Raw genomic sequence first — 19,277 nt, 5'->3', positions numbered from 1 at the left:
GCGGCAAGATTAAGGGGTAAGTTCACATTCCGGGTAGGTGGTCACGTTATAGAGGATGGTTGCAGTGAAATTTTGATCGGCATTCTCGCGAATATTGGTGAGGCCAGAATAGACGGTGAGCACCCCTTTTTTGCTGTAGCCGAGGACAATAGGGTCCACCAAAAATTTGAGCATGAAGCTGTCCGGGCGAATTTGTACCAAGTAGTCTGCTTTCACGGTCTGGTTTTGTGCAGGCTCCAATACAAACGCGTAATCGGTTCCGCGAGTTGGCGCCAGAAAACGGAATCTTACAGATTCACCGTTAATAACTTTGTGCCAATTCTGACGCACGAAATTATCAAAGCCTGCGTCCACCACCAAATCATTGGGCATATCAAGGGTTGACCGGTTGGTATCGCCTCCGGGCTGTTGCCACACAAGGCTCACGATATCTTTATCAGGATAGGTGACTTTAAGAAACTCATTAAAATTTGGCTGCCGGAAATTCACTGTTGGACGTACAGCCGAAGCGCTGTAATCCAGCCATTTTTCTGCGAATGGTTGATCGCTGCCGCTGCCCCTAGAGGGGAGGTAGATAACGTGATGCTCCAGTGGCTCGAACTCGCCACGTTCACACAGTCCCTCGACTCGGTGTTGTTCCTCGTACAGCACTGTTCCATCGTTTCTGGCGGCGGAACCGGTAAACTCGAACAAAGCAGCATAGGTAGGCTCAGCCAGAGAGGCCGCCACCAGTAAAAATCCACCGCGTATGGCAGTCATGACAGCTCCGGATACAGAGATTTTCGGGTAAACAGCAGCAACGGAAACACCAATAGCCATCCAAGGGCCAGAGCTGCGATTGAGAGAGCAAGATCCGGCAAGGTAACCGCTCCCAATTTACTTGCCGACCAGTAGGCAAACGGGCCTGCAATGGGCGCAAACAAAAACGCAAGCCAGACCTTACGGCTGATCCAGTTTAGGGAATGGCTGAGGGTGGACATGAATGTCGCCCAAATAGCCACCAACCAAAGCGGAGTAATCACCAACGCGTCGCTTCCGTTATCAAGGACGCCAGTGTTGAGCCAGAGACCGTCTAGCAATGAGCCTACAACCGTTCCCAAGCCGATAAATTGCAGCTCGGTTAAGCGATTCTGGCTCACCAGCACAAAATGGATCACCAGTAACAGCAGCGCGACAATTGGACCAATCACATCGGGGTAGACGACGCAAGCAAACCATCCGATCTGAAAAAGTATAAAATTCAGTACATTACGAGCCGTTTCTGATGTAATCATACACTCAGTATGTTCTGCCGTTTGTTGCCGGGTTTGGCGAAAACCAACTGTGATACACCGATAGCTCGTTCGCTAAAGCCTGCTTCGCAGTAGGCAAAGTAGAAGTGCCAGAGCCTGCGGAAAGCCTGATCGTAGCCCATGGATTCAAGGGTTTCGCGGTTGGCCATAAACCGGTCGCACCAGTCCCTGAGCGTGCGCGCATAGTGAAAGCCGGTATCTTCCGAATGGGTCAAAACCAGATTGGATTCATTACGTACCGATTCCAGAATGGCGCCGAATGACGGTATAAAACTGCCGGGAAAGATAAACCGCTGGATAAAATCGACGTTTTTTAGGGCACGCTGGTAACGCTGCTCAGGCATGTTGATGGCCTGAACCAAGGCCAATCCGTTTGGCTTTAGTAACGCGTTAATCTGACTGAAATAGCTGTCCAGATACTGAGGGCCTACGGCTTCAATCATTTCAATGGAAACCAGTTTGTCGAACTGACCCGCAAGGTCTCGATAATCGTCGAACAGTAAGGTGATGCGATCTTCGAGGCCTTCACTGCGAACCCGCTCTTGTGCGAGTTCCAGTTGTTCTTTGGAAATAGTGGTTGTGGTTACATGGCAACCATAGTGTTTAGCCGCATGGATAGCGAAACCTCCCCAGCCGGTGCCTATCTCTATAACTCTGTCACTTGGCTGCAAATCCAGTTTTTTGCAGATGGTGTCGAGTTTGTGAACGGCAGCTTCTTCGAGCGTGGAATCTTCGCTGGGGTAAATTGCAGAAGAGTACATCATGGTCGGGTCGAGGAAGGTCTCGAACAAATCGTTGCCCAGATCGTAATGGGCGCTGATGTTCTTTCTCGAACCGTCTTTTGTGTTGCGGTTAAGCCAGTGCAGTCCTTTGAGCGCTGGTTTGGTCACCCAACTGAACTTGTCCTCAAACTCGTTCATGCGGTCAATATTGCGCGTAAAGAACCGAAGCAGCGCAACGAGATCCGGTGATGACCAATCTCCGGCTACATAGGCTTCGGCAGCGCCGACGCTGCCGCCCGTTAGCAAATCCCGCCAAGTGCTCGGATCATGAACAATCAGCTCTGCGGGTGGATGCTCATCGCTGCCATCGCCAAATACCAGATCCTCCATCCCGGATTCACGAATGATGAGCGTGCCGGCTCCCAGTTGCCGCAGTTGATGGATCACCAAATTGCGCGCTACCCGGCTAGCCAGTGAGATATTGGCCTGAGGGGTGGTGACAGTATTTGCCGGTGTATTCAGGTTCTCCATGAGCTTACCTTTCCTCGAGTCTTATTTGAGTCGTCTGTGCTGGTTACATCAACTCCCTGATCGGTGACCCCTAGCTTGTGGGCGGGATCGCTATCAGCGAGTTTGTCCGGGTGCGTATAGAAGGGCGCACCTTTGAGTTTCAGCTTCAGCGCGTGCCAGTAAATACCGGCTGCCACCTTAAGTGCCTCCACCGGGAACTGGCGCAGACTTTTATGAAGAGTTTTACGTGTAAGAGGGGCTCTATGGACTACAAGTGTGGCATCAAAATGTTTCTTTCCTTCTTCGAGCACGTTCATGTGGATTCTCAAATCCTTCCCACGGAAGCTGAACGTCCATTCGTACTGCTGTGCCATGGCGTTAAACGGCGACACATGAAAGCGCTTGGTAAAGTCGAATCGTTCGGTGCGCCAGCCAGCGGCATTGGGTGCGCTGTGTGTGGTTTCTAAGCAATAAACATGGCGTTCATGCCAAGGGGTATTCGTAATCTGGGCCACGATAACAGCGGGAACATCGCCGTTGGCACCGCTTTCGCCAGCGCGATAGCAAAAGTAAAAGCTCACAGGATTGAAAACATACCCCGCGTAACGAGGATGGGTTATGAGTTCCACAGCGCCATCAGGGCGCCAACCGGTGGCGGTCTCAACGTGTGCGCGTAGCGCTTCTGATAACTCACCGGCCTCGGGCTGGAAATAGTCTTTACGCTTCAAAGACACCCAATTGAAGCTTTCCAGAGAAAAGAAGGGGCTTACGTTGGCTATTTGATTCCACTCATCCGTATCCAGCGCCAACATGCCAGTATGGTATTCAAACTCATGCCGAACCGGATACAAGCGCCGGTGCCGGATGGAGCCTTGTAACCATTGGCTGTCCATAATCAGAGCTCCACACCAAAATCACTGGTTACCCGTAGCGCACTGCGCACGCCATCTTCATGGAAACCATTGAACCAATAGGCGCCGCAGTAATGGGTGCGATTTTTGTTACCAATCTCGCCGTAGCGTGCTTGAGCTTCTACCGCATCCAAAGTGAACACTGGGTGAGAATAATTGAAGCGCTTGATGACTTTGTCTTCGGCAATATCTTGGCTTCGGTTTAGGGTGACGCAAAAAACCTCCGGAGCCTGATGGAAGTTCTGTAGTACGTTCATGTTGTATGTTACCGAAACCGGTTCAGTGCTGTGCTTCGGAATATAGTAATTCCATGCCGCCCAAGCTCTGCGGTTGTCTGGCAGAACGCTGCTGTCTGTATGAAGCACCACATCGTTCTTCTGGTACGGAATGGCTCCTAGAATGTCACGCTCTGTATCACTCGGGTCGGCTAGCATGGCTAGCGCTTGATCGCTATGACAAGCAAAAATAACCTGATCAAACTCAAGGGTCTGTCCTTCTAGGACAACCGTAACGCCTTTCTCATTTCTGCTTACAGTCTGTACTGGCGTGTTCAAATGCGTGTGTTTTCCTAGCCTTTCCATCATGGCCTTCACATATTGCGCGGAGCCACCTGAAATAACCCGCCACGTGGGGCGATCGTCCACTGACAACATGCCGTGGTTATTAAAGAACTGTAGGAAAAAGCGTATTGGAAACTGTTCGAGGACGATTTCCGGGGCCGACCATATCGCTGCGCCCATGGGCACTATGTAGTAATTGCGAAAGTACCGGGAATAGCCGTTGCGGTTTAAGTATTCGCCGAGTGTTTCGGTACTGAGGATCTTGCCAGCAGCCATATCGGCGCGGGTTTCTTTGTTGAACCTCAGAATTTCCCGCACCATATTTAAAAAGCGGACGTTAAGCAGGTTTTTGCGCTGGGCGAAGAGCGTATTCAAGCTGGTGCCGTTGTATTGCAGCCCTGTGGTGCTGCTATCCACACTGAAGCTCATGTCGCTGACTTCCGAGGGCACTCCCAATCGCTCCATAAGGCGCATAAAGTTCGGGTATGTCCAATCGTTGAACACAATAAACCCCGTATTTACCGGCCACATGCGCCCTCCGGCTTCTACAAACTCGGTATTGGTGTGGCCCCCGGCGTAATCTGCGGCCTCAAAGAGTTCGACATCGTGCTTTTCAGCGAGAAGCCACGCTGCCGTAAGGCCGGAGACACCGGCACCAATAACCGCAATACGCTGACGTTCGTTATTCATTATGTATCCTGTTCGCTGGAGCTTTTACGGGCCATGGAAGCGGCCATACGGTCAATCAATGACTGGGGAAGGGCACCCAGACACTTCAAGATCCATGTAAAGCGTTTCGGGAAGGCAATTTCATTGTGACCTTTAGCAAGCCCGCTGACGATGCGCTCTGCAGCATCTTCGGCTGTGACCAGAAACGGCATAGGGAAATCATTCCGGTCGGTCAGTGGCGTTTTCACAAAGCCGGGTGACACCAACACAACATCGATACCTTCCGCCGCCAGATCGGCTCTCAAGCTTTGTGCGAAATAGGCTAAGGCTGCTTTGGATGCGCCATAACCCTCCGCACGGCCAAACGGGAACCACCAAGCGGATGAGCCTACAATAACCAACGTGGCGGGCTGCCCTTTAGCTCTGGTGCGTCGCAATGCAGGCAAGGCGATCTCAACGCAACGGGCTGTGCCAACAACGTTGGTGTGTATGTTTTTCTCGATCACGTCACTGCTGTAGTGAGCGACATCCAGATACTCGCAAGTGCCAGCATTCAGAATAGCCATGTTCAACTCGCCGAAGGATTCCAATGTTGCAGAAATTGATTGCAAATCCTCCTTGCTGGTTGTGTCTGCCGCTGCCGTTGCGATGCGCTCTGGCGCCAGTGTTTTCAACTGATCCAGAGGCTCTACGCGGCGCCCGGTAACAATCAGCCGGTGTTCGCCGCGTATCAATGCTTGGGTGACTGATTCACCGATGCCAGAGCTGGCGCCGGTAATCCATATACTGGATACAGTGTCGAGACGTTTGCTCATCCTGCGTATCCCTTAACCCAGCGGATAACGCCACCGATCAACGGGAGGTTTTCATACAGCAGTTGCCCGGCGTCGAAATAGTCCCGGTGGTAGCAGATTCTGCCGTTTTTCACGACGACGTGGCTAATGCCTGCCACCTGTATGTCACGGCCACCGCGAATGCGCTTATGGCGAAGGTGCATCACCCAAGGAATGGAGGCGGAGCTGCCTTGAACCACCGGCTCGTCAAAAATAAAGTGACACGAAATGACGTTGGTGTAGGCGCTGGCGAAGTAGTGAGTTAGGGCATCAAGGCCTTCGACCTGACCTAATGGGTCCTGAAACCTTATGTCTTCGCTATACACGGCGGACAGAGTGTGCAGGTTTCCCTTATCCAACTGGTTAAATAAAGCCTTGAACTTCTCCAGAGTGATGGGCACAGCGGAGTTGGGATGTCCTACTTCTATTGCCGGGGCGGTTGTCATTTTTGCGCCCTCCTCATTTGATCACGTTGGCGGGTTTCTTCTTGGATGTGTTTAGGTATCGGGTTTAGATCCCAGATAATGCCCAGTTTCGACAGAGCCCAAAGCCCGTACCAAGTTACGTCGATCTCGTACCAACGGAAGCCCTGTCGAACGGACTGGGGCCAGCGGTGATGATTGTTGTGCCAGCCTTCACCTAATGTCAGGAGGGCAAGCCAGACGTTATTGCGACTGTCGTCAGAGGTTTCGAATCGTCGCTTGCCCCAAACATGGGATAGCGAGTTGATAGAGACGGTGGCGTGAAACAGCACAACGGTAGAGATGAAGAAACCCCAAACCAGCAATTGCAGGCCATTGGTGCCAAGATCCGGTGCCCAGACGGCAAGGGCTTCGCCTAGGCTATAGATTAAAATGGCGGCGGCGGCAGGTACCAGCGCGTCAAACCTGTTAATTGCTTTCAGCTCCGGGAACTTTAACCAGTCGCGAATGCGGCGTTCGTCTGTAACAAAGCCTGCATCACAGGTAAACCACCCCATGTGAGACCACCAGAAGCCGCCTTGATGAGGCGAGTGTAGATCTTGCTCACGGTCCGAGTGCTGGTGGTGATGCCTGTGGTGGGCAGCCCACCAAAGTGGTCCACGTTGGGCTGCACTCGCACCCAACACGGCAAATATAAACTGGGCCGGGCGGCTGGTTTTGAATGTCTTATGGGCAAAGTAGCGGTGGTAGAATCCGGTAATCGCAAACATTCTGACCACAAAAAAGACGAGTGCGAACCCGACGGCGAATGCACTTACGCCGGTATAAAAAGCCAATAGGCAGGCCAGATGCAGCGCAATAAACGGAATTACGCGCACGAAGCTGAAAGAACGGGAGGATCTGTCTATGTGATCCAAACCTGCTTCGGAATCGAACCACCTTAGAATGTTTACAAATAAGTTTTGCACGCGGGTCATACCCTGACTGCCTTTTTTCTGAATGGAACCTGTACAGCGATGTTTTCCCATATACCGGGCTCTGTCGCTTGCTGGTTTGTACGCTCTGACCACAGCACTTGGATGCACCATAAACCATGTTTAATGAGACGCTTACTAAAAATGATATACGCCGTATCGCGATTGTTGGTTCAGGCCTAGCGGGCTTGAGTGCTGCTATAAAGCTGAAACAGCAGGGACACGATGTGACTGTGTTCGAAAAAAGCCGTGGCCCCGGTGGTAGGCTCGCCGCAAAACGGGTTGCAGAGGGGGCGGCGGATATTGGAGCGCAGTATTTCACCTCCCGTAATCCGGACTTTCTTCCGTTTCTTGAAGAGTTTGCCGGCAACCGACGTTTTAGCACTTGGGAAGGCTCATTTGGTTTTCAGGACAAAGACGGCCAGTGGCAGGCATTTCCTGATGAGCACCGGTACGTGGGCGTGCCGCGAATGACAGCCATTTCGCGGGCTCTTTCCAGCCATGTAAATCTGATTGCGGAAACGCGCATAGAGAGCTTAAAACGAAACAGCAAAGGCTGGCGGCTCACTGATACAAGCGGTGATGAACTAGGCGAATTCGATCAGGTAATTATCACCGCGCCGCCAGCTCAGGCCAGAGATTTGCTTGAACAAAGCAATTTACCGGAACTGGCTGCGGAGCTTAACGACGCCGTAAGCCGGGTGTTGCCTTGCTGGGCGGTAGCTGCGCGATTTACGGAAAACCCGTGGCCGCGCCACGTTGGCATGCGGTGTAATCACCGGGCGCTGTACTGGGTTGCTAACAATTCCAGCAAGCCCGGCCGTGAAACCTCGGATCAGACCAGCGAAGGCGTATGGTGGGTGTTACACGCGACCCCGGAATGGACGGAACAACATGTTGATGCGGCGCCTGAAAAGGTCACGGAAGAGCTCATTGCAGCATTTCGGGATCTGACAGGCACAACGGCAATGGTGACGGATTCCGTTGCCCACCGCTGGCTTTATGCTCGCTCAGAAGGAGGTGCCAATCCCGGCTATCTCTGGTTTGAAGATCACGGCATCGGCCTTGCGGGCGATTGGCTCAGCGGTGGCAGGGTTGAAGGCGCCTTCGACAGCGCCTGTAGTTTGGTGTCCGCCTGCGCGGAGCGGCCGGTTAGCCGCTAATTCCGGGGGTGGTCTTTACGGTGGTGTCTGGCCTTGTGTAGAAGTGGGTGATGGTTCCGTCGCTGAACTTGCTGAAAAAGGCACTTACATTGGTGATCTTTTTCAGCGAGCGTGTCCGGTTAACAGGGTCTCGAACCAATACCTTAATGCCATTGAAGTTGTCCTGAATATTGGAGAAGCGCGCCCGCATGGAGCAGGTAACCACGTGGGCCGGATTAAGCTCCATTGCTTCGGCCAGCCAAGCGCTGTGACTGGCAATGCCACTGGCGGAGAGATCTTCCCGTGTATCTAGGTGGTTCAGTTTTACCCGGTTCACAATACAGAACGAGAAGCTCTCCGGTCGCTGGCGGGCGACTTTCCGGAAGGCTTCCCAAAAAAAGTTGTCTGTGAGTTCGGCAAAGTACCGCATATTGCTGAGGCAGGTGTCGATCCATTCAAAGCTTTCCGGGTCTTCCAAAACCTCGTTAATGGCTTCCCTCAGTAGCCAGTCAAACCCCAGAGCCGTTTTGTGGGCGTAGACTTTGCGGTACATCTGATACCGGCTGTAAACAAAATCCTCCAGCGCGCCAAGGCCTTTTTGGGTAATGGCTAGGCCCAACCAAGGTTCTGATTCATCCCAGCCAAAACGTAAGTTGCTCAGAAGATGGTCAAGGTTGAAGCCGCCAATTGTAACGGATGAATGAAACCCGTCCCGCAGCATGTAATCGGCGCGGTCAGCGTCAATCTCGCCGGATACGATGGATGAGAGCAGGTCCAGCACCAAGCGCGGAATGTTGTCGCTGATCAAAGACCCAGCTTCAGCGTCTTCACCCGCAATAAAGCCCCAAAAGGTACGAGCGTGGCGGCAGAAGGTATCGCTTGGCGTTACATCTGTGGTCTCCATTATTCCGATCACATCTTGAGCGTGGAGACCTGCTGCTTTCAAATCCACTACAGATAGCACATCGTGCGCTACCCGCACGGAATAGTGCTCATGTTCAAGCTCTTCCGGTTCCACGCTATGGTAGGCAGAATAGTCAACGCCTTCCCAAAGGTCGGCAAACCGCCCCGGGCGACTCATGAGGTCGCGAATCCGTTGGGCCTGAGTGAACTGGTGGGAGAAGCTGGAGTGCCCGCTGTCATGAAGCAGACAGCCAAGGCGGATGGTTTTGGCCAAGTAATCAATGGCATCCAGTTGATTCAAGCTCAGGTCGGTTTGCTCACTGAGTTGACGCTCCCGCAGGTAGGCGTCAATCATTGAGCGAAACATTCGCGTGCCCACATGCATTACGCCAATACTGTGCAAAAAGCGGGAGTGCGTGGCACCGGGGAACACCAAGCTGAGGATATCGTTCTGGCAAATATTACGCAGACGTTGGAAAAGCGGATGGTCAATCACCTGAACTTCGTGACGGTATAATGGAATCGCGCCGTGAACCGGGTCCATAATCAGCTTGTCATAAGCACCTAACAGGTCATTTACCGCTCTTCTCATTCGCAGGAATCTCCGGATTTGGCCAAACTGGCCTTGTTATATCACAGGGGCATGCCAAAATAGGTTTTGACACGTCATTTTTCGTTTATCGCTGGTAGTTTAGGGCAGCAGCCATGACCTCGCGCACCGGGCGCCTTCTTATTCGAATACTGATCATTGATGCAGACGAGAAGGCTCGTGCAGAGCTTGCGCGCCACCTTGAAACCAGAGGCTTTTACGTCTCAGGCTATCGCGATCTCTCAACTGCCAGTGCGGTGATTGACGATAACATGCCCGATGTTATCTTTGCAGATCTGGATCCCGTGCAGATAGAAAGTCTGGCGGACCATCTGGAAGAGGCCGAATCCCTCACGCCCATCGTGGCCTTCTCATGCAGTGAATCCAGCAAGCAGGTTGTCGATGCGCTTCGAGCAGGCGCTTCCGATTTTGTGCTTAAGCCTTTTAGCAAAGACAAGAAAGCTCTTGGTGACGTGATTCGCAAGCTGCTTGAACGTGTACGTTTGAGCCGTCTTAATCAGTTATATCGGCAAGAACTGGAAGACGCCAACCGGGACCTAAGAGATGGCATTGCTGAGTTGCGCGCAGATCAGAGGGCAGGGCGCAAAGTTCAGCTGCGTATGTTGCCTGAGAAAGAGCAGTTCACCGGTGGTTTGTTTGTGGATCACTTAATTAAGCCGTCGCTCTATCTGAGTGGTGACTTTCTCGATTATTTTCCGCTCACCGAAGATAAAACGCTGGTTTACATCGCCGATGTCTCTGGTCACGGCGCCAGTTCTGCCTTCGTGACAGTGCTACTGAAGAACCTTAGTAACCGTTTACAGCGCAACCTACGCCGAGGGTCGACAGACGATATTCTCTACCCCGACCGTTTTCTTCAACGCATCAACTCGGAGCTGCTTGATACGGGTCTGGGAAAACACGTAACAATGTTTGTTGGCATTATTTCTTTGAGTGAGCGTAAATTGAAGTATTCAGTGGGGGCTCACTTCCCAATGCCAGTGCTTTCCTTTGAGGGTGGAGAAACAGCGTTTCTGGAGGGTAGTGGGCTTCCTATCGGGCTCTTTGAATCGCCGCAGTGGGAGGTTTATGAAGTCCCACTGGACAAGCCTTTTCACCTGATTCTGTTTTCAGACGGAATTCTGGAGGTGATAAAGCAGAAGAGTCTTGATGAAAAGGAGCAGAGACTACTTGAACTCGTATCTGCAGGTCGTCACACTGTCGCATCTCTTAGCGAGGCTCTTAACCTCGACGAGATCACAGAGTTACCGGACGATATCGGTATTGTGACGGTTACTGATACGGTGACAGTGTCAGACAACACGTCGACGAACTAGTGGCAGTGTGAGAGACATGGCTGGTTATAAAATTCTGCAGGCTGAAAAACAGGGCATTTATGTTCTGAAGTTCATTGGAGAAATCCGGCTGAACCTATGCTGTACATTAGACAATCTGGTTGACTCCATCACCTTGGATCCCCAGTTCAAAACTGTGGTGATTGATCTCACCGAAACCGAGATCATCGACAGTACCACCCTCGGCCTGCTCGCCAAGATCGCCATGGCGGCCCAAAAGCAAAGCCACTTTTTACCCACGCTGATCTCCACCAACCCGGACATTACCCGTATTATCACCTCCATGGGGTTCGATAAGATCTTTATTATTGTTCGTGAGCCCGCCTCGCGCATTGAAGAACTTGAAGAAATACCTGTGCTGAAGGCCAGCGAACAAGACGTTCGGGATAAGGTACTGGACGCCCATAAAGTGCTTATGGGGCTGAACAAGCAAAACCGGGAAGAGTTCAAGAATCTAGTGCGTGCTTTGGAATGTGAAGAGCCCGGCTAAACGTCGCGCTTCTCATTTCGGCCTCGCTGATTCGAACCTGAATTACATAAACACGGAATAACTATGCCTGAAAATAATGAGCCTCTTGTAAATGAGGTCGAAGAACCGGTGCATGATGTGGCGGTTCTCGGAGGCGGCAGCTTCGGCTCTGCCATGGCAAAAGTGCTTGGCGAGAATGGCCACCGGGTGCACTTCTGGATGCGCGATGAAGCTCAGGCAGAAGAAATCCGCACTACCGGTATTAACAGTCGCTACTTGCCCGATGTGGAAATTAAAGGCGACATACAGCCGACCACAGATCTTGCGGGCGCCGTCCGCAAAGCAGAGATTGTATTTGTCGCCATCCCCAGCAAGGCCTTTCGTACCGTTATTCGTGAAAACAGCGACAAATTCCGTGAAGGGCAAATTGTTGTAAGCCTCACAAAAGGGATTGAAGCGCATGGCTTCAAGCTTATGAGTGAGATTCTTCAGGAAGAAATCCCCCGCTGCCGTATCGGCGTATTGAGCGGCCCGAATTTGGCGAGTGAAATTGTAAACCGCGACCTTACCGCAACGGTTATCGCCGCTAAGGACCCGGAAGTAAGGCGCGCTGTTCAGGATCTGTTGGGGTGCGAGTATTTCCGTGTATACGCCAACGTAGATATTTACGGGGTTGAGCTGGCGGGCGCACTCAAGAATATCTATGCCATTGTTGCTGGCTTGGCCTCTGCCTTAAACATGGGTGAGAACGCCAATGCTATGTTGATTACACGCGGGCTGGCGGAAATGAGCCGTTTTGCTGTCAGCCTAGGTGCCAACCCAATGACGTTTATGGGGCTGGCCGGTGTGGGTGATCTAATTGTTACCTGTACGTCTTCAAAAAGCCGCAATTTCCGGGTTGGCCATGCTGTTGGTCAAGGGAAGAAGTTGGATGATGCGGTGGCTGAACTGGGGCAGGTGGCAGAAGGCATTTACACGCTGGAATTGGTAAAAGAAAAGGCTGAAGCCATAGGGATATACATGCCTCTGGTACGCGGCCTTTATGAAATTCTCTACGGGGATGCGTCCATCAGCGCAGTAATCAATAGCCTGATGATGTCTGTACAGAACTCCGACGTTGAGTTTATTCTGCCTAGAACCATCGCTGAGTAATACCGGAGGTTGCTTATGCACCTGCTTATCATGCGCCATGGTGAGGCTGGCTGGCACTCGCTGGACCAAGAGCGAACGCTCACCGAAACCGGCCGGAAACAAGTTGCAAACTGCGCTGCCCAGATAGCCGCGTCGCCTTGGCGGCCTGTGCAAATTTGGAGTAGCCCCTATGTGCGGGCAAGACAGACGGCAGCTATTGTTTCTGAAATTCTCAATTGCCCGGTGGAGGAAAAGACCTTCATTACGCCGGAAGACGACCCTGGGACCTGCTTAAACGCCTTACTTGAGAGCCAGCATACACCGCTGATGCTGGTGTCCCACATGCCTTTAGTGGGCAGCTTGTCTACGCTTCTGGTTGACGGGCATCGCCGTGGCATTCCTTTTATGACCGGGCAAGCTGTTGTGCTCGATATGCCAGTGGTCGGCCCCGGCTGCGCAGACTTGAAAACCCAGTATTTGCCCTGACTACGTTATCATCAGGGTCATTTCTAATTGTTGAGTACAGAGTATGTACAGTTTTCCTATTGAGTATGTAGAGCCAGTTTTTCGGCCTCCCAGCGAAGCAAAATCGTTGATTCTGCCGGTGACTAACGGCTGCTCCTGGAATAAATGCACCTTCTGCGAGATGTATACCCAACCCCAGAAAAAATTCCGGGCACGCAAGCCGGAAGATGTTCGTAAGGATATCGAGAAGGCAGCAAAAAGTCTGGGAGGTGTAAGGCGGGTTTTCTTGGCAGACGGAGACGCCATGGTGCTGCCAACCCGCAGATTGCTAGAGATTCTGGGCGATCTGAATGCGGCCTTCCCGGCGTTGCAACGAGTGTCCAGTTATTGTCTCCCGAGAAACCTTGCGAAAAAGACCGTAGAAGAACTTAAACAGTTAAAAGAAGCGGGGCTCAAGATTCTATACGTTGGTATGGAGTCAGGAGACGACGAAGTCCTTCGACGCATAAACAAAGGGGAAACTTGGGAATCAACCCGATCTGCTTTGCTGAAAATTCGCGAAGCTGGGTTGACGAGTTCAGTTATGGTGCTCAATGGACTGGGCGGTGAAACGCTCTCGCGCCAACACGCGATAAATACCGCCACTCTCTGCAACGAAACCCAGCCGGATTACTTGTCTACTCTGGTGGTCAGTTTCCCTCAAGGCGAAGAGCGCTTTCGAGAAGGTTTTGGCGAGGACTTCATTCCACTTTCCCAGCAAGGTCTGTTTGAAGAAATTCGTACTTTTCTGGAGCACCTTGAGCTGGAGAAGACCGTATTTAGAAGTGACCATGCATCAAACTATTTAATCCTTAAAGGGAATCTGGGGCGAGACAAGCAGACGCTTTTGGATCAGGTTAATCTGGCCATTACAAGCCCCGGTGCCGTGCCGCTAAGGCCTGAATGGCAGCGTGGTTTGTAATAAATTATCGGTTTGCGGAGCAGAACTATGAGCCAGAGCCCGGAGAAGCTTGCCGAGCAAGTGCAGAAAACCGCGAAGAACGTCAGTCAGCCGCCAATTGACAAGTGGCACCCGGAGCTGTCTGGCGATATGGACCTGAGAATAAGCAGAGACGGACAGTGGATTCATAAAGGTGAACCGCTGGGCCGAGAGGCTATCGTTAAACTGTTTTCCACCATTCTCCGCCGAGAAGACGATGGTCACTACTATCTGGTTACACCGGTAGAGAAATGGCGGATACAGGTCGAAGATACCCCCTTACTGGCCCACTCTTTTGTCGTTGAAGGCAGCGGTGAACAGCAGGTTATAAGGCTGACAACCAATGTGGGAGAAACCATTGAGGTTGGTGACGAGCATGCACTCGAAGTGGGTAGTTACGAGGGCTCGGGGCAACCCCGTCCTATAGTAAAGGTGCGCCACGGGCTAGTTGCCCGCCTTGTAACCGCTGCCTACTACGACCTAGTAGAGCATGTTGTGGAGCAAACCATTGACGGAAAGGCGGCGCTAGGCGTTTTCAGCCACGGAAATTTCTACAAAATCGGGCAGGGCGGTTGAAAAGCCTGAGGGCGCCCCCAGAAATGACGGTGGAAAACGCACAGTATCAGTTGTTAAACTGTACATTCGTGCTTGTTACGAGCCCGGCTCTCAAACGAGGCCTGGTGGTCGTTAGTCCCTCTGTTCAGTCTGGCTGTTCATGATTACTTTCGATTGCCCTTAATCAATCAAACAGTCATTGCGACACTCAAGGAGATCACATGGCCCAACCTCGCGTTGTTACCATCCACTACACGCTTACCAATAATCAGGGAGAAGAGCTGGACTCCTCCCGTGGAGAAGGTCGCGAGCCATTGGCTTATCTGGAAGGTGCACAAAACATTATCGGTGGTCTGGAAAGTGCCTTGGCCGAAAAGAACCCAGGCGATCAGGTAAAAGTTTCTGTAGAGCCAGCTGAAGGCTACGGCGAAATCAACGAAGAGTTGGTTCAGCCAGTTCCGCGTACTGCTTTTGAAGGCGTGGACACCATTGAGCCGGGCATGCAGTTCCAAGCCCAGACTCCAGGCGGTCCTCAGGTTGTTCGTGTTGTGGAAGTGAGCGAAGAAACCGTTACCATTGATGCGAACCACCCGCTAGCTGGCGAAACTCTGCACTTTGATGTTGAAGTCATCGAAGCGCGTGATGCCACTGACGAAGAAAAGGAACACGGCCACGCTCACTAAGAGTGTTGATTCCGTTTTCTAAAAGGCTCCTACGGGAGCCTTTTTAGTGTCTGGGATAAAGATAGGCACAAAAAAGGAGGTGCAGTCTAAACTGCACCTCCGCTTCAAAAGCAATCACTGATAAACAAGCTGGTGATGCTTTGGATTAGTAAGCCAAATCACATATTGGGATAATTTGGCCCACCACCGCCTTCCGGCGTTACCCAGGTAATGTTCTGCGAAGGATCCTTAATGTCACAGGTCTTGCAGTGAACACAGTTCTGGGCGTTGATCTGGAACCGTTTACCGCTGCCATCGTCTTTATCAACCACCTCGTAAACCCCTGCAGGGCAGTAGCGCTGAGCAGGCTCGTCGTACTTGGGTAGGTTATGGTTGATGGGAATATCCGGGTCAGTCAGCTTCAGGTGAACCGGCTGGTTCTCGGCGTGATTGGTGTTGGAAATAAACACCGAGGTAAGCCGGTCAAAGGTCAGCTTATTATCTGGCTTGGGGTAGTTCGGCTTCTTGCAATCAGCAGCGGGCTTCATTGCGGCGTAATCTGGTGTTAGATCACGCAGCGTGAAAGGCAGACTTCTGCGCAGAATGTTCTGCTCAAAGAAAGCGATTGCACCACCGATGAAGTTACCAAACTTGTGCATTGCCGGGCCAAAGTTACGCTCGTCATAAAGCTCTTTGTACAGCCAGCTGTTCTCAAAGCGATCAGCAAAGCTGGTGATTTCTTCACCGTTCTTTCCGCTCTTGAGGGCTTCAAACACGGCTTCCGCGCCCAGTAGGCCAGACTTCATAGCAGTATGGGAGCCTTTGATCTTGGAGCTATTTAGCGTACCGGCATCGCAGCCAAGCAGCAGGCCGCCGGGGAAGCTCATCTTGGGTAGAGCGTTATATCCACCTTTGGTTAGAGCGCGGGCACCGTAGGAAACACGCTTACCGCCTTCCAGATACTGTTTGTATTCCGGGTGGGTCTTCAAACGCTGGAACTCTTCAAATGGGCTCAAATGCGGGTTGCTGTAGGAAAGGTCTGCAATCAAGCCCACGTAAACCTGACCGTTTTCTAGGTGATAAAGGAAGGATCCACCGGTAGAACCGGTTTCCGTAAGGGGCCAGCCGGTGGTGTGTACAACCAGTCCTGGCTCGTGTTTGGCCGGATCTATGTCCCACAGCTCTTTAATACCAATACCGTAATGCTGGGGGTCTTTGCCTTCGTCGAGCTTGAAATCTTTAATCAGGCGCTTGCCTAGATGGCCGCGACAGCCTTCTGTGAACAGAGTGTATTTGGCGCGCAGTTCCATGCCCGGCATATAGCCGTCTTTTTCTGAACCGTCGGCTGCGACACCCATATCGCCGGTCAGAATACCTTTGACTTGGCCGTCTTCAATAATAGTCTCGGCTGCAGCAAAGCCCGGGTAAACTTCAACGCCCAGAGCTTCGGCCTGCTCACCAAGCCAACGGCACAGGTTACCAAGGCTGATAATATAGTTGCCATGGTTGTGCATGTTTTTGGGGACAAAAGCGTTCGGGATTTTGGTTCCCTTTTCCTGATCTTTTAGCAGGAAAATATCGTCACGGGTAACCGGGGTGTTCAGGGGTGCGCCTTTCTCTTTCCAGTCAGGGAAGAGTTCATTGAGAGCGGTTGGCTCAAAAACAGTGCCGGCCAAAATATGTGCACCAATCTCAGAACCTTTCTCAACTACGCATACCGTCAGTTCTTCGCCAGCTTCCTGTGCCAACTGCATAACTCGGCAAGCTGCCGACAAGCCAGCAGGCCCGCCGCCGACGATAAGAACATCAAATTCCATCGATTCGCGTTCCACGTTGGTCTCCTCAAACATCTTTAATGGATATTTTATGCCCGCAGGCTTTTTAATTTCTGGAGCGCCATCATACCGTTAAAAGTATTCTCAGACGACTACCCATAGCCCAATGCTCCGGCTTTATTGCACATAAAGAATAACGTATTTAGAGTTTCAAACAAACGTTTGTTTGAAATTTGGCCAAAGCTTTGGCATTGTAGATTCGTGCTGCGATACAGCCCGCTGGATCGGTTGTAATGCTATCAACTGCGGACGCAGTGTCGACTGATTGGCTCAGGAAACAGGTGTGGGGCGTCTCATTGGACTATTGACCCACTTTATCTTTGCCTTCAGTATTAGTGCGCCGTGACGGATGGCCCCAGTGTGAGGCCGCTGTTTGTAACGTTCGGTTCCTATACCCATAATCCCGGTATATCACCGAGACGAAGCAATCGAAAATGTTCTGTAACTCGCCCGCACAGGGCCTGTATTAGAGTATTTTTGGTTGAGAGTCATTAACCCATCGTAGAAGAACGAGGAATCTATGAAGGTTCTGGTCGCTGTAAAACGAGTAATCGACTACAACGTAAAGGTACGTGTCAAGCCGGATAACACTGGTGTTGATCTCGCCAACGTCAAAATGGCAATGAACCCATTCTGCGAAATCGCTGTTGAAGAAGCGGTTCGTCTGAAAGAAAAGGGTATTGCAAACGAAATTGTCGTGGTTTCCATTGGCCCCAAGGCTTGTCAGGAGCAGATTCGTACTGCGCTGGCGCTGGGTGCTGACCGTGGTATCCACATTGAAGCCGACGGAGACGTTCAGTCTCTTGACGCGGCCAAGCTACTTAAAGCCGTTGTTGAGAAAGAAGAGCCCAAGCTCGTCATTCTTGGCAAGCAGTCCATCGATTCTGATAACAACCAAACTGGCCAGATGCTGGCTGCACTGACCGGAATGGGTCAGGGCACTTTCGCTTCCGAAGTGGTTGTTGATGGCGAAAAAGTAAATGTTACCCGTGAGGTAGACGGTGGTCTTATGACCCTTTCCCTGAACCTCCCCGCGGTTGTAACCACAGACCTGCGTTTGAATGAGCCTCGCTATGCGTCTCTGCCAAACATTATGAAGGCAAAGAAAAAGCCGCTCGATACAATGAGCCCGGCTGACCTAGGTGTTGAAATTGCATCGCGCCTGACCACTTTGAAAGTTGAAGCACCGGCTGGCCGTTCAGCAGGTGTTAAAGTGGCCGACGTTGCCGAGCTGGTCGATAAACTGAAGAACGAAGCGAAGGTGATCTAAATGAGCATCCTTGTAATTGCTGAACACGACAATAGCAGCCTGAAGCAGGCTACTCTGAGCGTTGTAGCGGCTGCCAAGGCCATCGGTGGCGATATCGACGTACTGGTTGCTGGTGAAAACTGTGGCGCTGTTGCTGAAGCCGCAGCCAAAGCCGAAGGCGTTGCAAAGGTATTGGTTGCCGACAACGCAGCTTACGGCCACTTCTTGGGTGAAAACCTAGGTGAGTTGGTAGCGGAAGTGGGTAAGGGTTACAGCCACATTCTGAGCTCTGCCGGCACCACGGGTAAGGACTTCATGCCGCGCGTTGCTGCGCTGCTGGACGTTGCTCAGGTATCTGACATCATCCGCGTTGAGTCTGAGGACACCTTTGTTCGCCCGATTTACGCGGGTAATGCTATCGCAACGGTTAAAACCAGCGATAGCATCAAGGTTGTAACCGTTCGCCCGACAGGGTTTGATCCGGTTGCCGCGGAAGGCGGTTCTGCTTCCGTTGAGCAGTTAGACGTTGTTAAAGACGCTGGCCTATCCTCGTTTGTTGGCGAGCAGAAAGCTGAATCCGATCGTCCTGATCTTGCCAGTGCCGGTATTGTTATCTCCGGTGGCCGCGGCATGCAAAATGGCGACAACTTCAAGATGCTGGAGCAGGTTGCTGACTTGCTGGGCGCAGGTATCGGTGCCTCACGTGCAGCGGTCGATGCAGGCTTCGTGCCGAACGACATGCAGGTAGGCCAGACTGGTAAGATTGTTGCTCCGCAGCTGTACATCGCTGTGGGTATCTCCGGTGCGATTCAGCACTTGGCAGGTATGTCTGATTCCAAGGTGATCGTTGCGATCAACAAGGATGAAGAAGCTCCGATCTTCCAAGTTGCCGATTACGGCCTAGTCGCGGATCTGTTTGAAGCAGTACCGCAACTTGAGGAAGAACTGAAGAAAGTTCTGTAACTTTCTATCAGGCAACGAAAAGGCACCTTCGGGTGTCTTTTTTGTTCCTACGTAATAAACTATCAGCATGTGTTTGTAATCGCCTTC

The 19,277-nt window shown here is 51.8% G+C and carries 20 protein-coding genes; 10 read left to right on the top strand and 10 right to left on the bottom strand.

Annotation, left to right across the window (positions count from 1 at the left end):
• Positions 1 to 9: 9 nt before the first annotated feature.
• The 8 genes from FE845_RS11540 to FE845_RS11505 are packed head-to-tail and all read right to left on the bottom strand — an operon-like array spanning position 10 to position 6,896.
• Complete coding sequence (locus FE845_RS11540; RefSeq protein WP_200364682.1) at positions 10 to 759, bottom strand: hypothetical protein; 750 nt, start codon at positions 757 to 759, stop codon at positions 10 to 12.
• Positions 756 to 1,274: a DUF2878 domain-containing protein gene (locus FE845_RS11535; RefSeq protein WP_200364681.1), complete on the bottom strand. Its 519-nt coding sequence runs from the start codon at positions 1,272 to 1,274 to the stop codon at positions 756 to 758. The genes FE845_RS11540 and FE845_RS11535 overlap by 4 nt, the downstream gene beginning before the upstream one ends.
• A complete protein-coding gene (locus FE845_RS11530) occupies positions 1,271 to 2,545 on the bottom strand; it encodes an SAM-dependent methyltransferase (RefSeq protein ID WP_200364680.1) in 1,275 nt (424 codons plus the stop codon). Before FE845_RS11530 ends, FE845_RS11535 begins: the two co-directional genes overlap by 4 nt.
• Complete coding sequence (locus FE845_RS11525) at positions 2,533 to 3,417, bottom strand: DUF1365 domain-containing protein (protein ID WP_200364679.1); 885 nt, start codon at positions 3,415 to 3,417, stop codon at positions 2,533 to 2,535. Before FE845_RS11525 ends, FE845_RS11530 begins: the two co-directional genes overlap by 13 nt.
• A 2-nt stretch (positions 3,418 to 3,419) precedes the next feature.
• Positions 3,420 to 4,685 (bottom strand): NAD(P)/FAD-dependent oxidoreductase, encoded by a 1,266-nt coding sequence (locus FE845_RS11520; protein WP_200364678.1) that lies wholly within the window; start codon positions 4,683 to 4,685, stop codon positions 3,420 to 3,422.
• Positions 4,685 to 5,479, bottom strand: a complete 795-nt coding sequence (locus FE845_RS11515; RefSeq protein WP_200364677.1) for an SDR family NAD(P)-dependent oxidoreductase — start codon at positions 5,477 to 5,479, stop codon at positions 4,685 to 4,687. The genes FE845_RS11520 and FE845_RS11515 overlap by 1 nt, the downstream gene beginning before the upstream one ends.
• Positions 5,476 to 5,943, bottom strand: coding sequence for a nuclear transport factor 2 family protein (locus tag FE845_RS11510; RefSeq protein WP_200364675.1), 468 nt, complete (start codon positions 5,941 to 5,943; stop codon positions 5,476 to 5,478). The genes FE845_RS11515 and FE845_RS11510 overlap by 4 nt, the downstream gene beginning before the upstream one ends.
• Positions 5,940 to 6,896, bottom strand: a complete 957-nt coding sequence (locus tag FE845_RS11505; RefSeq protein WP_200364758.1) for an acyl-CoA desaturase — start codon at positions 6,894 to 6,896, stop codon at positions 5,940 to 5,942. The genes FE845_RS11510 and FE845_RS11505 overlap by 4 nt, the downstream gene beginning before the upstream one ends.
• A gap of 116 nt (positions 6,897 to 7,012) precedes the next feature.
• On the opposite strand from FE845_RS11505, the gene FE845_RS11500 reads away from it, so the two are divergent.
• Positions 7,013 to 8,056 (top strand): NAD(P)/FAD-dependent oxidoreductase, encoded by a 1,044-nt coding sequence (locus FE845_RS11500; RefSeq protein ID WP_200364673.1) that lies wholly within the window; start codon positions 7,013 to 7,015, stop codon positions 8,054 to 8,056.
• Here FE845_RS11500 and FE845_RS11495 read toward each other — a convergent pair.
• Entirely contained in the window at positions 8,046 to 9,530 is a 1,485-nt protein-coding gene (locus tag FE845_RS11495) for an HD domain-containing protein (RefSeq protein ID WP_200364670.1), read from the bottom strand. The genes FE845_RS11500 and FE845_RS11495 overlap by 11 nt on opposite strands.
• Before the next feature lie 113 nt (positions 9,531 to 9,643).
• Here FE845_RS11495 and FE845_RS11490 point away from each other — a divergent pair, with 113 nt between their 5' ends.
• The 7 genes from FE845_RS11490 to FE845_RS11460 all read left to right on the top strand — a co-directional run bounded on the left by FE845_RS11490 (position 9,644) and on the right by FE845_RS11460 (position 15,164).
• Positions 9,644 to 10,864, top strand: a complete 1,221-nt coding sequence (locus FE845_RS11490; RefSeq protein ID WP_200364668.1) for a PP2C family protein-serine/threonine phosphatase — start codon at positions 9,644 to 9,646, stop codon at positions 10,862 to 10,864.
• Between the two features lie 16 nt (positions 10,865 to 10,880).
• The gene (locus FE845_RS11485; protein WP_200364666.1) at positions 10,881 to 11,372 is read left to right on the top strand and encodes an STAS domain-containing protein; all 492 of its coding nucleotides are present in this window, start codon (positions 10,881 to 10,883) and stop codon (positions 11,370 to 11,372) included.
• A gap of 63 nt (positions 11,373 to 11,435) precedes the next feature.
• A complete protein-coding gene (locus FE845_RS11480; RefSeq protein ID WP_200364664.1) occupies positions 11,436 to 12,503 on the top strand; it encodes an NAD(P)H-dependent glycerol-3-phosphate dehydrogenase in 1,068 nt (355 codons plus the stop codon).
• A 15-nt stretch (positions 12,504 to 12,518) separates the two neighbouring features.
• On the top strand, positions 12,519 to 12,968 hold the full coding sequence (gene sixA / locus FE845_RS11475; RefSeq protein WP_200364662.1) for a phosphohistidine phosphatase SixA: 450 nt from the start codon (positions 12,519 to 12,521) through the stop codon (positions 12,966 to 12,968).
• 43 nt (positions 12,969 to 13,011) lie between these two features.
• Entirely contained in the window at positions 13,012 to 13,908 is an 897-nt protein-coding gene (locus tag FE845_RS11470) for a radical SAM protein (protein ID WP_200364660.1), read from the top strand.
• A 27-nt stretch (positions 13,909 to 13,935) separates the two neighbouring features.
• On the top strand, positions 13,936 to 14,502 hold the full coding sequence (locus FE845_RS11465) for a DUF1285 domain-containing protein (protein ID WP_200364657.1): 567 nt from the start codon (positions 13,936 to 13,938) through the stop codon (positions 14,500 to 14,502).
• 200 nt (positions 14,503 to 14,702) lie between these two features.
• Positions 14,703 to 15,164: an FKBP-type peptidyl-prolyl cis-trans isomerase gene (locus tag FE845_RS11460; protein WP_200364655.1), complete on the top strand. Its 462-nt coding sequence runs from the start codon at positions 14,703 to 14,705 to the stop codon at positions 15,162 to 15,164.
• Positions 15,165 to 15,322: 158 nt separating this feature from the next.
• Here the strand turns inward: FE845_RS11460 and FE845_RS11455 are convergent, their stop codons facing one another.
• On the bottom strand, positions 15,323 to 16,975 hold the full coding sequence (locus FE845_RS11455) for an electron transfer flavoprotein-ubiquinone oxidoreductase (RefSeq protein WP_200364653.1): 1,653 nt from the start codon (positions 16,973 to 16,975) through the stop codon (positions 15,323 to 15,325).
• Positions 16,976 to 17,498: 523 nt separating this feature from the next.
• On the opposite strand from FE845_RS11455, the gene FE845_RS11450 reads away from it, so the two are divergent.
• Positions 17,499 to 18,248, top strand: coding sequence for an electron transfer flavoprotein subunit beta/FixA family protein (locus FE845_RS11450; protein ID WP_200364651.1), 750 nt, complete (start codon positions 17,499 to 17,501; stop codon positions 18,246 to 18,248).
• The gene (locus tag FE845_RS11445; protein ID WP_200364649.1) at positions 18,249 to 19,190 is read left to right on the top strand and encodes an electron transfer flavoprotein subunit alpha/FixB family protein; all 942 of its coding nucleotides are present in this window, start codon (positions 18,249 to 18,251) and stop codon (positions 19,188 to 19,190) included.
• Positions 19,191 to 19,277 lie beyond the last annotated feature (87 nt).

This window comes from Marinobacter sp. 1-4A (assembly GCF_016597725.1).
Taxonomy (GTDB): domain Bacteria; phylum Pseudomonadota; class Gammaproteobacteria; order Pseudomonadales; family Oleiphilaceae; genus Marinobacter.
The sequence above is the reverse complement of the archived record's forward strand: the minus strand, read 5'-3'. Positions and strand labels throughout refer to the sequence as shown.